General features: G+C 44.2%; 10 protein-coding genes. 7 read left to right on the top strand and 3 right to left on the bottom strand.

Going from position 1 to position 13,048, the window contains the following annotated elements; translation table 11 throughout:
• Nucleotides 1–3 precede the first annotated feature (3 nt).
• The 3 genes from NSTC745_RS22965 to fraC form a co-directional block, all read right to left on the bottom strand.
• Entirely contained in the window at nucleotides 4–780 is a 777-nt protein-coding gene (locus NSTC745_RS22965; protein WP_445633018.1) for an ABC transporter permease, read from the bottom strand.
• A gap of 90 nt (nucleotides 781–870) precedes the next feature.
• Nucleotides 871–1,878, bottom strand: coding sequence for a septal junction protein FraD (gene fraD, locus NSTC745_RS22970; protein WP_445633019.1), 1,008 nt, complete (start codon nucleotides 1,876–1,878; stop codon nucleotides 871–873).
• Between the two features lie 55 nt (nucleotides 1,879–1,933).
• Nucleotides 1,934–2,476 carry a filament integrity protein FraC gene (gene fraC, locus NSTC745_RS22975; protein ID WP_445633020.1) on the bottom strand — a complete coding sequence of 181 codons (543 nt, stop codon included), beginning with the start codon at nucleotides 2,474–2,476 and terminating at the stop codon, nucleotides 1,934–1,936.
• 711 nt (nucleotides 2,477–3,187) lie between these two features.
• On the opposite strand from fraC, the gene NSTC745_RS22980 reads away from it, so the two are divergent.
• The 7 genes from NSTC745_RS22980 to NSTC745_RS23010 all read left to right on the top strand — a co-directional run bounded on the left by NSTC745_RS22980 (nucleotide 3,188) and on the right by NSTC745_RS23010 (nucleotide 12,557).
• Nucleotides 3,188–4,552, top strand: a complete 1,365-nt coding sequence (locus tag NSTC745_RS22980; RefSeq protein WP_445633021.1) for an LLM class flavin-dependent oxidoreductase — start codon at nucleotides 3,188–3,190, stop codon at nucleotides 4,550–4,552.
• 237 nt (nucleotides 4,553–4,789) lie between these two features.
• The gene (locus NSTC745_RS22985; protein ID WP_445633022.1) at nucleotides 4,790–6,316 is read left to right on the top strand and encodes an amidohydrolase family protein; all 1,527 of its coding nucleotides are present in this window, start codon (nucleotides 4,790–4,792) and stop codon (nucleotides 6,314–6,316) included.
• Nucleotides 6,317–6,384: 68 nt separating this feature from the next.
• On the top strand, nucleotides 6,385–7,035 hold the full coding sequence (locus NSTC745_RS22990) for a carboxylesterase family protein (protein ID WP_445633023.1): 651 nt from the start codon (nucleotides 6,385–6,387) through the stop codon (nucleotides 7,033–7,035).
• Between the two features lie 105 nt (nucleotides 7,036–7,140).
• Nucleotides 7,141–8,139, top strand: coding sequence for an aldo/keto reductase (locus NSTC745_RS22995; protein WP_445633024.1), 999 nt, complete (start codon nucleotides 7,141–7,143; stop codon nucleotides 8,137–8,139).
• A 145-nt stretch (nucleotides 8,140–8,284) separates the two neighbouring features.
• The gene (locus NSTC745_RS23000; RefSeq protein ID WP_445633025.1) at nucleotides 8,285–9,337 is read left to right on the top strand and encodes an aliphatic sulfonate ABC transporter substrate-binding protein; all 1,053 of its coding nucleotides are present in this window, start codon (nucleotides 8,285–8,287) and stop codon (nucleotides 9,335–9,337) included.
• Between the two features lie 110 nt (nucleotides 9,338–9,447).
• Nucleotides 9,448–11,271 (top strand): ABC transporter ATP-binding protein, encoded by a 1,824-nt coding sequence (locus tag NSTC745_RS23005; protein WP_445633026.1) that lies wholly within the window; start codon nucleotides 9,448–9,450, stop codon nucleotides 11,269–11,271.
• 149 nt (nucleotides 11,272–11,420) lie between these two features.
• Nucleotides 11,421–12,557, top strand: a complete 1,137-nt coding sequence (locus NSTC745_RS23010; protein ID WP_445633027.1) for a cob(I)yrinic acid a,c-diamide adenosyltransferase — start codon at nucleotides 11,421–11,423, stop codon at nucleotides 12,555–12,557.
• Nucleotides 12,558–13,048 lie beyond the last annotated feature (491 nt).

The raw sequence follows: 13,048 nt of genomic DNA on the forward strand, positions 1-13,048 counted from the left end.
TGACTAAAACTCACGTCGTGAGAAGATAAAAATAGCGATCGCCAACAACATAGCACTGTAGAGTAAGGCATAACCGACATTGGTAATCAGTGCCGCTGTATCAGGTAGTGCTTGCAAACCATAAACAGCGTCGTTTTTCAAATCCAATCGAGATAAATCTGGCAAAATAAGAAACAAACCTTGAGTTAAACGTTCTATCCCCAGGTTGCGACTAAGCCGGCCAAGTTGTACCAAATCTTGGGTAATATTCCCCATTAAATACACAGCAAATGTCAAAATAGTCGCCACCAGCGAAGCTGTAAAAACACCAAAAGCAATAGCCGTAGCAGTCATTAATGACAACTGCAAAAACAAGAAAATTGCCGCAATTAAAATACTCTCTGTTGGGTGAGCAATATTACCAAATTGTAAAAATAACAGATAAATTGCTGTCATCGTAGCTATCAGCACAGCTAGCACTGCGGATAACCCCAAATACTTTCCGACAATAATTTCACTACGGCTAACAGGTTTGGCAATTAATACTAAGACAGTACGTTTTTCAATTTCTTTATTAACTAGCCCCGTACCAACAAATATCGTGACAATTAACCCGATCGCATTCATCGCCGCCATGCCAAAATCTAAAAATATTTTGTCTTCCGTAGCAGCTGAAAATTCAGGAAGAGTACCAAAAGCGACGGCGAGTATTAACGCATAAAAACCAATAATATATAGGATGCGATCGCGTATCACTTCCTGAAACACATTCTTAGCAAGTACAAAAATTTTGGTTGTCATTAGTTATTAGTCATTCAGTCATTAGTCATTGGTCATTAGTCATTAGTCATTTCTCCCCCCATCTCCCCACCTCCCCACCTCCCCCACTCTTCACTGCTGCGGAGGCGGCGAACCAGCGATAAATTTATTCAAGCGATCGCATTCAATTTCTCCAACTGTGATTTTATCCCCCGATTTAATAGTTGCTGCAACTGGTTCAATTCGGCAAGATTTCTTTAAGTAATATCCCCGTGGATTAGAACTCGGCCCTATCCAGATACTTAGTAAATCTAATATATACCCAGACTTAGTATTAGATACACGTGGTTCAACACGCCATAATTCTTTCTCTTCATATTTTCCCAGGTTTTTTTCAATTACTCCCCTACCCAAGTTTCCTACTCGCACTTTTGCATCTAACAACCATTTTTCCACTTCCGACCAAGGTGTTTGGGCTATTTGTTCTTCTACTATTGGTTGAAGTTTATTTAAAATTAAAATTCCATTTGGTGGCGCCTTAGCCGGTTGTTCATTTCTGACAACAAAGGTACTTGTTTTAAAAGTATCTGCCTGCAAGCTGGGATATTCTTCTAACCAATTATCTACTACAAAATAAAACTGTAGCCAGCAGCTTAATAGCATACTACTGGCTACTAAAATTATGATTCTTTGGCGGTCTTCTGGCTTAGGAATTTGAGCTTTAGCATCTGTATCACTTCCTTCAATAAATTCTGGTATTGCCGTAATTAGTGCTGAAATTGTCGGCCAAAAAACAATCGTTGTTGGTGTAACTACATCCTTTTGACTTCCAAATGCAAAAACACTAACTAAAAATCCAGTGATTACTGCTCCCACTGGCATAAAAGTACCAGGAACCCTCAAAGGATCTTGTGTTGTATACCAAGCTGTACCAGAAATTAAAAACAGCCAACCAAAAAACGCAATTATATCTTTTATATAACCTATAGCAAAATATGAAATTATCCAAGAAAAAACGCTTAGATATATAAATGTTTGCCAAGAATAAGCTTTCGGCGGAACTAATACTTTTCTAATCCCTGCGTAAAGCCCTTCAACAAATTTGAAAACTCCAAATAAATCTTTAAGTAGCGTATTCATATTTCTCCCTACACCTAATAAATCGCTGGCTTTCCTATGAATAGAGCATTTTTTCCTACTTTGAGCGAAGCAGTAAAATAGCAGTTATGACGCTATAGCTCAGAGAATTTGCTATTAATACAGTAGTAACTACGCTGGTATTTTGCAATTTAAGACTGCTAAAACCGCGCCATTTTTGTCTTTGAAATACTTGAACTTCCTCTTCTTTTTTCGCAAATGGTTCCTTGATTAGAGATAACAGTAACAGCCTCAAAAGTAGAAATTTAACTATAAAAGTAGCAAAGAAAATTATAAAAGCAGTTAAAATTAGTAGAGTCTGGGTACCTGGTGATTTAAAATTGTTAAATAACAGATAATTAATTAATTCTGATTTAACCTGTATTGGCAACAATGGTTCGGAAGCAAAAAAGACAGACCAACCAATAACACTAGAAAATAGATTAATAGAAATGGCATAAAAAGTGCTAGTTTTTTTATCAAATTTTAGGCGTTTGTGTAAAACATACGCTTCGATGGGGATGGCAATCAGTACAAATAAAAAGTCAAACAGAATTCCACCAAAGGGAAAAATCCTCGGAAGCATCCAATTTTCAAGCATAAAAAGTCAATGGTAAGGGTTAACTGTAGAGAGTATAACCGGGATAGTGATGGTGATGGGGGAAATTATTTCATTAGTGGAAAGTAGAGAGGCAGGGGGAGGGACAAGGGGGACAAGGGAGACAAGGAGAATAATTCTTAACTCCTCAGTCAACAGTCATGGGTCAACAGTCAAGACGCCAATACTGAGCGATCGCTAAGTTTGCAATACTTAATATTTGAAACACTAATAATTCGTTTATCATGCAATTGTGATTTCCAGTACATCTTTTTTTGTGTGTATTCTGTAAACTGTATCTGCTGAGTCAAATTACTATAAAAATTTATGGTATATCGCGAGCACAGACAGTCGCAGACATCGCCAAGGAGGAGCATCCCTAGTTCTGCTGTGGTATCAACCTAACGTAACAGTTTTGCGATCTCATTCCTTGTAGATCGATTTAGTAATACCAATTTGAAAAACGATTGCCACAGATGGATAGCCAAAAGCGCTTGCTACCAAATGTTTGACAATCTAGAAATCAAAATGGTATGAGCTTCTGCAAGCAATTTTTGGTTGTTGCCAAAGCATTCCATCGTTAGATTCAGTGTCTTTTCATATCTGCTTTAGACATCCCTGACGCAGACATGAAAACTCATTGGGTATATACAAATCAGCGATACCGACCGTAGAGCTAGCGCTAAGGGACTAGTAAAAAAACAGTAAAACATTATGAACAAAACACGTAAGTTTCGTTTAGGTGCATTTATTCAAGCAACCGGACATCATGTTTCAGCTTGGCGGCATCCCGATTCACAAGCAGACGCTGGTTTGAATTTCGAGCATTATAAGGAAATTACTCAGACTGCCCAACGTGGTTTATTCGATGCAGTTTTTTTAGCAGACAGTCCAGGAGTCTGGGGTGGCGCTCCAGAAACCCAGAAACGCAATGGAAAACTTGCCCATTTCGAGCCGATTACTTTGTTCTCGGCTTTATCCTCCGTCACCCAAAACATCGGCTTTATCGCTACTGCCTCGACTACCTATGAAGAACCCTACACCCTAGCACGTAAGTTTGCCTCTTTGGACTATTTGAGTAAAGGTCGGGCAGGCTGGAATGTAGTCACCACAGGCAATGAAAATGCCGCTCTGAATTTCGGCCACGACCAACATCCAGAACACAGCTTGCGTTACGAACGTGCCGAAGAGTTCGTGGAAGTAGTAAAAGGATTGTGGGATAGCTGGGAAGACGACGCCTTCATCCGTGACAAAGAATCTGGTGTCTATTTCGACCCTGACAAACTCCATATACTAAATCACAAAGGCAAACATTTTTCTGTCAAAGGCCCTTTGAACGTCGGTCGTCCGCCCCAAGGCTACCCAGTAATCGTGCAGGCTGGAGCTTCAGAAGCCGGACGTGACTTGGCTGCGCGTACTGCCGAAGTCATCTTTACAGCTAATCAAACCTTAGCTGATGCCCAAGAATTTTATGCTGATGTCAAAGGTCGGTTAGCGAAATACGGACGTTCCCCAGACGATCTGAAAATAATGCCTGGTGCTTTTCCGATTATTGGCCGGACTGAAGCAGAAGCTCAAGAAAAGTATGAATTCCTCCAATCCTTGATTCACCCAGATGTTGCCTGGGGTATTTTGAAAAACTATTACAAAGGTGTTGATTTATCGAAATATTCTCTAGATGATGTTGCTCCCGAACTACCTAGCGACACCAACACCAACAAGAGTCGTCTCAAACTAGTTAAGGATCTAGCTACTCGTGGCACTCTGACACTGCGCCAGTTGTATCTTTCCCTGGCCACCGCCAGAGGTCATCGCACCATCCTTGGTACCCCCGAAACCATTGCCGACCAGCTAGAAGAATGGTTTAACAACGGTGCGGCAGATGGCTTTAATATCATGCCGCCAATACTACCTACAGGATTAGATGATTTCGTTAACCTAGTCATTCCTGTTCTCCAAAAACGCGGATTATTTCGTACTGAATACGAAGGCACTACCTTGCGTGAAAACCTGGGATTGGCTCGGCCGAGCAATCGTTTTGCTGTCAAACAAGCGGATGAAAGATTAGTGCTGGCATAAAGGAATTTTTCACAGATGCTTGAGCCACATCTTTTAAAGCGAAATTTCTGTAGATCCCCACCTTCAGAGGTAGGGAGCAGGCGGGCGGGGGGACAAGGAGACAAGGAGAGGCAGGGGAAAAGGTTAAAGGTTAAAGGGAAAAGGAATAAATTTAATCTTTCCCCTTACCCTTTCCCCATGCCCAATGACCAATGACAAATGACAAATGACCAATTGTAATTTTTGGAAGAAAAAATCATGACTGAATATAGCCGATTAAAGACTTCACAATCTGCTGCAATCAGAGCGACTCTTGATTATCCGATAATCGATACTGACGTTCATACCAATGATTTCACGCCAGCTTTTGAGGATTACATCGCTAATTATGGCGGTGCAAAACTCGTGGATGAGTTACGCAAGGCGGAAGCTTCGCGTCTCAACTCCAAGAGCAATGGTAAAGATTGGTATCAACAAACTCCCGAAGAACGTCAACGCAACCGCACAATTCGATCGCCTTGGTGGGCAAGAGTCACTCGCAACACGCTGGATCTTGCTACTTACACCCTGCCAGCATTGCTCTACGAGCGTCAAGCCGAACAAGGGTCAGACTATTCGGTATTGTTTCCCAACAATGTTTTAGCACCAGCTGGCGCAAGCCCAGAAAACCGTCAAGCACTGCAACGGGCAGTGAATCACTATCATGCTGATATCTACCGGAAATATAGCGATCGCCTGACGGTGGTAGCTGGTATCCCCATGAGTAATCCTCAAGAAGCAATTGAGGAGCTTGAATTTGCAGTAAAAACGCTGGGTTTAAAGGTAGCAAATATTCCTGGTGGCGTGAAACGGCCGATTAAGGCGATCGCTGAAAAATACCCAGCGGATCAATTCCCTGAAATCGCCAAGTATGCTTCCTACATCGACTTTTACGGATTGGATAGCGAATATGACTACGATCCATTCTGGGCTAAGGCGGTCGAACTAGGTGTACCCATTACTACCCACTACGGCAGTCAGGGTTGGACTGGACGCTCCTCCATCAGTAACTACATGAACAACCACATCGGCCACTTCGCCGATGGCTCCCAAGCATTTGCCAAAGCATTGTTCTTCGGTGGCGTCACCAAACGATTCCCACAATTGCGCGTGGGTATGTTAGAAGGTGGTGCAGACTGGGGTGCCCACGTCTACATTCATTTAGTAGATCGCTTCTCCAAGCGCAGTCTCAAAGGACTGGAAAACTACAATCCAGAACTGACAAATGCTGATGAATTGTTCGAGTTGTTTGAACGTTTCGGCGGCGAAATTACTCAAGGCCATTCCCTGAGCAAAGAAGAACTCACCAAGACTGTACTGGGTTCTTCATTCAGCCGTCATAGCCGCCAGCCAGTTGGTAGCGAACTCAACGATTTTGGCGCAGCAGGAATTGAAACAATAGAAGACATCCGCGATCGGTGGGTGAACAGCTTCTTCTTCGGTTCCGAGTCCGACGACCGCACCATCGCCGCCGCATTCAACGACAAAGCCAATCCCTTGAATGTGAAAATCAACGCCATCTATTCCTCCGATGTTGGTCACTGGGATGTACCCGATCTCACCTCCCCCTTGGCTGAAAGCTGGGATTTGGTCAGAGAAGGCGTGATTACCGAAGCTGACTTCAAGTCTTATGTATTCGCTAATCCTTACAAGTTCTATACCCAAGCCAACCCCGACTTCTTCAAGGGGACAGCGATCGAATCTCTTGTATCTCCACAAGTTGATAAGAATCTTGTAATCGCTTAAAGGCTACAAGATCCCCGACTGGAAGAAGTCGGGGATCTGACCACCAAACATAGAAAGGAATTACAACTATGTCTATCGAACACCGCTCTGGTTTATTGCCTTATCTATTTGCGCCCGCCTCTGAGGATACCAATAAACCTGCACCCTTGGTATTGTTTTTGCATGGGGCACGCGATCGCGGGAACGATCTAAATGTGCTGGTGAAATGGGGTTTACCTCGTTTTGTGAATGAATCAAGCTCCTTACCTTACTTCTTTTTAGCGCCCCAACTTCCTGAAGGGCAGACTTGGGTAGAGCGAGAATCAGATGTAATTGCTTTATTAGATAATCTTATCGCCTCACGGTCTATCGATCCGTCCCGTGTCATCATATCTGGGTTCAGCTTAGGTACGGCTGGGGCATGGCACATCGCTGCTTCTCATCCTGGTCGGTTCGCTGGTCTGGTAGCAGTATCCGGTCGCGTTCCCAAAACTTTAGAAGCCAGCCAGCTAGCTGCACTCAAGGAAATTCCTATCCAAATATTCCAAGGTGGCAAGGATGAAAAACTGCCAATTGAGGATACACAGCAGATTGTGGATACCTTGCGCGGTCTAGGCGGAACAGTAGATTTTACTGTACTACCCGAAGGCGATCATTTTATTGCTGATGAAGTGTATGGCAACCCAAAATTGCAAGAGTGGTTGGTTTCGCAAACCCGTCGCGCTTCTGTAGCCGTCTGATTGAGAATTGGTTACTGGGGACTGGGAACTGGGCGAGGGGCAGACAGCCCAATACCCAGTCGCCAGTCGCCAATCCCCAATCCCTTTTACTCAACAACAAACACTATGACCATACCAACTACTAAACTCGGTAAAACTGGATTGACTGTTTCCCGTCTTTGTCTCGGTACAATGACCTTTGGATTGCAGACAGAGGAAGAAATTTCCAGGCAGATCCTTGACACCGCGGCTGATGCTGGAATCAACTTTTTGGATACAGCCGATGTTTATCCGCTTGGGGGTGGTCTTGCTACTGCTGGTACCACCGAAGAAATTGTTGGGCGCTGGTTGAAAGGGAAGCGCGAACATTTTATTCTGGCTACCAAATGTGTGGGTCAGGTAGGCCCTGCGCCTTGGGATCGAGGTGCTTCCCGGAAACACATTTTAGATGCGATCGATGCTTCTCTAAGACGATTGCAAACTGATTATATTGACTTGTATCAATTGCACTCTGACGACGCCTCAACCCCCCTTGATGAAACTTTAGAAGCATTGGATACGGTAGTTCGTGCTGGTAAGGCACGCTATATCGGGGTTTCTAACTTCTTAGCTTATCGGCTCAGCCGTGCTTTGGGTCGTGCTGAGGTGCGTAATTTAACTCGCTTCGTATCGATTCAGCCCCGCTATAACCTATTGTTCCGGGAAATTGAGCGAGAACTATTGCCCTTAGCGAAAGAAGAAGGATTGGGTGTAATTCCGTACAATCCCTTAGCAGGTGGTTTGCTTACAGGCAAACACAGTCTTGCTCAAGGCCCCACCGCAGGTACGCGTTTCACCTTGGGTGCAGCCGCAGAACGTTATCAAGAACGTTACTGGCGCGATCGCGAGTTTAATACTGTAGAAGAATTACGCACAGTGGCCGAGTTTGCAGGATTATCGCTGACTACCTTAGCGGTAGCTTGGGTTTTAGCTAATCCGATTATCACCGCCCCGATTGTTGGTGCTAGCCGCCCAGAACAACTTGCTGACACTCTCAAGGCTGTGGAAGTAAAACTCGATGACAATTTAAAACAAAAATTAGATGACCTCACGGCCGAATATCGCAGGGGAGATTCTCTGCGTTAGCGACGGGAGAGATGGGGAGATGGGGTGATGGGGTGATGAGGAGATGGGGAGTTTGGAGGGAAAGATTTCTTCCCACACCTCCCACACCTCCCACACTTCCTGCTTGCCCCATGCCCAAATTTAAAATTTTAAATGGTATTAGCTTATGATTAAACGTCGTCGTTTTCTCAATGTTGCTACATCAGGCATATCTGGTTTTTCTCTGGCCTATCTGTTAGGAAGTTGCAGCCAACAAACCCAACAAAATATATTAAATAGCGCAGCTGGTAGTTCGAGTTCCCTTGGTATCAAAAGCAAGGTTCTCCGTATGGGGTATCAGAGTGCAGGGGATCTTGTGAGAAATCGGAAAGTATTAGAGAAACGCTTGGAGCCGCTGGGAATTAAAGTCGAATGGGCACAATTTGTCCAAGGCCCCCAACTTATGGAAGGAATGGCTGCGGGAAGAGTTGATGTGGGATCGGTGGGAGAAACGCCGCCAATTTTTGCCCAAGTTGCTGGGTCAGATTTGGTTTATGTTGTGGGTACGCAAAGAAATAAAAGAACAGGGAAAAGTAGTGTTATTGCCGTACCTCCAGATTCTCCGCTGAAAAAATTTGAGGAGATTAAAGGGCAAGAAGTTTATTTTCAAAAAGGCTCGGCATCGCACTATTTTATTCTTAGAGCTTTGCAGTCAATTGGCTTGACCATCAAAGATATTAAAATCAAAAGTATACCGACTATTGAGGCGCGAGCTGCTTTTATCGAAGGTAAAATTCCTGTTTGGATGACAGGAGATCCGCATTATGCGATCGCCGAAAAGATGGGTCGAATTCGCGTTCTCAGAGATTCTGTTGGGCTAGATTCTCCTGGTGGTTATTATATTGCTGACAGGAAGTTTGCCGAACAAAATCCTGGTTTACTAAAAATTCTCATCGAGGAACTTCATGGTCTTGATAAATGGGCAGAGGCAAATCGAGATGAAGTCAAAAAATTGATGATTAGCGAACAAAAATTAGATGAGGACGTAGCCGCAAGGGTGATGTCACGTCGTACTTTTGTCGGACGCAGAGGACTGAGTGAAGCACTGATCGCAGAACAACAACGCGTAGCAGATTTGTTCTTTCAAGAGGGTGTCATACCAAAGAAAATTAACATTCGGGATGCGTTACTTCCACCTGATTTATATGCTGCAATTACACCCGCTGAAATTATGGTTTAGAAACTACAGACTAGTAGTTATTGAGTACTCTATTTAACGCCAGAGGGCGGCTAAAGAAGCCGTCCTATTTTTGTTTGAGAGAACGGTTTGCTAGTACGAGAACAACTTTTATGACAAAAAAGGTCAGAATTTCTAAATCTTTTCAACGTGCTGCCGATGCACCAAATTTACCTAATACTCCATTCAGGTTCATTTGTTATTTCGTTAACCAGTTCCGCTGGTGGTATTTAGCAATGGTAATCCTGGAGGCAACACACGCAACCTGCGGTATTATGCTGCCCTATGCTATTGGCGAGATTATCCGGAGCGTGACGCGAACGACTGGCGACAGCAAGTCTATTTTTGATGCTGTCAGCCAACCACTGATGTTGTTCACTGCTTTGAGTGTGGGTGAAGTGATATTCGGGCGATCGGCTGGACTTTTGCAGACTATTCTCCATCCCATCCACCGACAGCACATAGTCCGCTCCCTATATGCCTATTTGCAACACCATTCCCATCGCTACTTAAGTAGTAGTTTTGCTGGGGCATTGGCACATCGCATCGGCGAAACTTCTCTGGGTGTTACCCAGACGATGCAAATGCTGATTACTGAATTTATGTCTGTAATTATCGTGTATATTGTATCCGCGATTTTACTGTACCGTGCCTATCCTCCCCTTGCTGCATTCGTGGGCGTGTGGGCAGTTCTCTTCATCAGTATTTCGTTCTGGCTGGCAACTCGCTGCCGAATTTACTCCCGGAGAGCCGCAGCTGCAAGAAGCGATACAACTGGGATCATTGTAGATGGGGTGACAAATCTCAGCAGTAGCCGCTTGTTTGCTCGTTTGGATTTTGAACGACGCTATTTGAATGAGCAATTAAAGTACGAAATTAAAGAGGTGAGAAAGTCTAACTGGTACTCGGAGAGAATTCGCTGGTTTCAGTTCATCTCAGCAGCCATTCTGAAAATCGGGACTTTGTATTACTCGCTTTCCCTTTGGAGTCAAGGGTTAATTGCTACTGCTGACTTCGTTGTGGCAACTAGTTTGTCACTGTTGATCATCAGTGAAGCCCGTAATTTGAGCCGACGGTTTTTAGAATTCTTTGAACATATCGGCAATGTCGCCAATGGCGTCTCCGTAATTGTTCAACCCCATGAGTTAATCGATCGCGATAAAGCGATCGCTCATCCCATCACCCAAGGTAAAATCGAATTCCGGCAAATTTATTTCAGTTATTCGGCTGGCAAACAAGTCTTTGAAAACCTTTCCATCACCATCCAACCAGGCGAACGTGTCGGCTTGGTGGGCTTTTCCGGCTCTGGAAAATCTACTTTTGTGAATTTAATTTTGCGCCTTTTTGACCCACAATCAGGGCAAATTCTCATTGATGGAGTCGATATTCGAGATATGACTCAGAATGCCCTACACGCTCAGATCGGCTTAATTCCCCAAGATCCATCTCTGTTCCATCGCACATTAATAGAAAATATTCGTTACGGACGCATAGATGCAACCGACGAGGAAGTGATTGAGGCAGCACGAAAAGCCTATGCTCACGATTTTATCGCCCAAATGAAGGAGGGTTATAATTCTTTGGTGGGCGAACGCGGTGTTAAATTGTCTGGAGGACAGAGACAGCGAATCGCGATCGCACGCGTAATCCTCAAAAACGCGCCGATTCTAATCCTGGATGAAGCCACCTCTAGTCTCGATTCCATCACCGAAAAAGCCATCCAAGATACCCTAGACTCAGCAATGGACGGCAAAACCGTGATTGTGGTAGCTCATCGTCTCTCTACCATTGCCCATCTAGACAGAATTTTGGTCTTCGACCAAGGTCGAATTATCGAAGATGGTAATCACGCCAAACTCCTCGCACGGCGCGGCGCTTACTACAGACTATGGAAAATGCAGGCGGGTGGATTCTTGCCTGTAGAAGTCAGTAAGTAGGGCATGGGGAGCAGGGGAGCAGAGGAGCAGGGGAGAGTTGTTGTACAAGTTCTTTCTCTTTTGCCCCTCTGCCCCTCCGCACCTCTGCCCCTCTGCTTCTTCCCGATGCCCACAGAAGTAAAAACTGCTATATTATAGCTTTTCGAGAAATGACAAGGAACGGCATCGGTATTCGCACGGCGCAAGTGCGTCAGGAACGGCTTGTTGGTCAAATTCATGTCTATGATGGTGCAGGGAAAGGTAAGTCCCAGGCGGCTTTGGGGGTGGTTTTGCGCTCGATTGGGTTGGGAATTAATACACCTACTAATTCCAACCGAGTTTTACTGCTGCGGTTTTTAAAGGGGCCTGAGCGTGATTATGATGAAGATGGGGCGATCGCAGCTTTGCAACGTGGCTTTCCCCATTTAATTGACCAGGTTCGGACTGGCAGAGCCGAATTTTTTGGCCCCGAAGAAATTACTGCTTTTGACAGAGAGGAAGCGGCGCGGGGTTGGGATGTGGCCAAAGGTGCGATCGCCAGCGGTTTATATTCAGTTGTGGTTTTGGATGAAATTAACCCTGTACTGGATTTGGGTTTGCTACCAGTGGATGAAGTGGTAAGGACGCTAAAATCTAAACCCCAAGAGTTGGAAATCATTGCTACCGGACGCGCTGCACCACAAAAGTTGCTCGATATTGCAGATTTGCACTCAGAAATGAAACCCCACCACCACCCAACTGCTAAAGCACTTTTACTTAATGGAATTGAAATTTATACTGGTGCTGGTAAAGGTAAATCTACGAGTGCTTTAGGTAAAGCCTTGCAGGCAATTGGTAGAGGGATCAATCATCCAGGATCTACACGTGTATTAATTATGCAGTGGCTCAAAGGCGGCAGTGGTTATACGGAAGATGCGGCGATCGCCGCTTTGCAGCAGTCATATCCAGAAGTGGTGGATCATCAGCGTTGCGGTCGAGATGCAATTGTTTGGCGCAATTCCCGGCAAGAATTAGACTACGTAGAAGCCGAAAGAGGTTGGGAAATTGCTAAAGTTGCGATCGCTTCTGGGTTGTACAAAACAATTATTCTCGACGAACTCAATCCCACAGTTGACCTGGAACTACTCCCCGTTGAACCCATTGTCCAAGCTTTGCTCCGCAAACCCCGCGACACTGAAATTATTATCACTGGCCGCTGTCAAAATCAACCAACATACTTTGATTTAGCTAGCGTTCATTCAGAGGTTTACTGCCACAAACACTATGCAAATCAAGGCGTAGAACTCAAACGGGGAGTAGATTTTTAAATTAAGTATGGGGCGGAGGGGCAGACGGGAAAGACTGCTGCAATTTCTCCTCTGCTCTCCATTTCCGCGTAACACACCCTGCAATAATTTTATTTTTACTTTATAAATAGCCTCTAACAGCCACAAATATTCCGTATATTCACCCGATTTTGTACGTAAGTAGGGGCTTTTCGGTATATTTATCGCTGGTATCTAGAAACTTTCGGCATAACATCCAAATTAGGATATTAAACCGAAATTTTCTGAATATTATATGGAACAACACCTAAAAACTTAAAGATTATTCATCCAAAGCATAAAAAAGCTATTTTGGCTGGATTGAACGCTATATATTTTTTCATAAGAAGCTCCAGTCAAAGGATATTGTAAGTCATGAAATCAAAGTAGTTTTAACAGATTTGGCAGCTAACAAACAAGTTGCTACATCTATTCAAAATCGACCTTTAAACTCTAAACCAGCAAGATTTAAGGAAAGTTTATAGTCGTTTTAT

The sequence above is a fragment of the Nostoc sp. DSM 114161 genome (genome assembly GCF_052692665.1).

Excerpts from the sequence above, each read along its gene's own strand:
- NSTC745_RS22965 (WP_445633018.1), bottom strand. The coding sequence starts at position 780 with ATGACAACCAAAATTTTTGTACTTGCTAAGAATGTGTTTCAGGAAGTG.
- fraD (WP_445633019.1), bottom strand. The coding sequence starts at position 1,878 with ATGAATACGCTACTTAAAGATTTATTTGGAGTTTTCAAATTTGTTGAA.
- fraC (WP_445633020.1), bottom strand. The coding sequence starts at position 2,476 with ATGCTTGAAAATTGGATGCTTCCGAGGATTTTTCCCTTTGGTGGAATT.
- NSTC745_RS22980 (WP_445633021.1), top strand. The coding sequence starts at position 3,188 with ATGAACAAAACACGTAAGTTTCGTTTAGGTGCATTTATTCAAGCAACC.
- NSTC745_RS22985 (WP_445633022.1), top strand. The coding sequence starts at position 4,790 with ATGACTGAATATAGCCGATTAAAGACTTCACAATCTGCTGCAATCAGA.
- NSTC745_RS22990 (WP_445633023.1), top strand. The coding sequence starts at position 6,385 with ATGTCTATCGAACACCGCTCTGGTTTATTGCCTTATCTATTTGCGCCC.
- NSTC745_RS22995 (WP_445633024.1), top strand. The coding sequence starts at position 7,141 with ATGACCATACCAACTACTAAACTCGGTAAAACTGGATTGACTGTTTCC.
- NSTC745_RS23000 (WP_445633025.1), top strand. The coding sequence starts at position 8,285 with ATGATTAAACGTCGTCGTTTTCTCAATGTTGCTACATCAGGCATATCT.
- NSTC745_RS23005 (WP_445633026.1), top strand. The coding sequence starts at position 9,448 with ATGACAAAAAAGGTCAGAATTTCTAAATCTTTTCAACGTGCTGCCGAT.
- NSTC745_RS23010 (WP_445633027.1), top strand. The coding sequence starts at position 11,421 with ATGACAAGGAACGGCATCGGTATTCGCACGGCGCAAGTGCGTCAGGAA.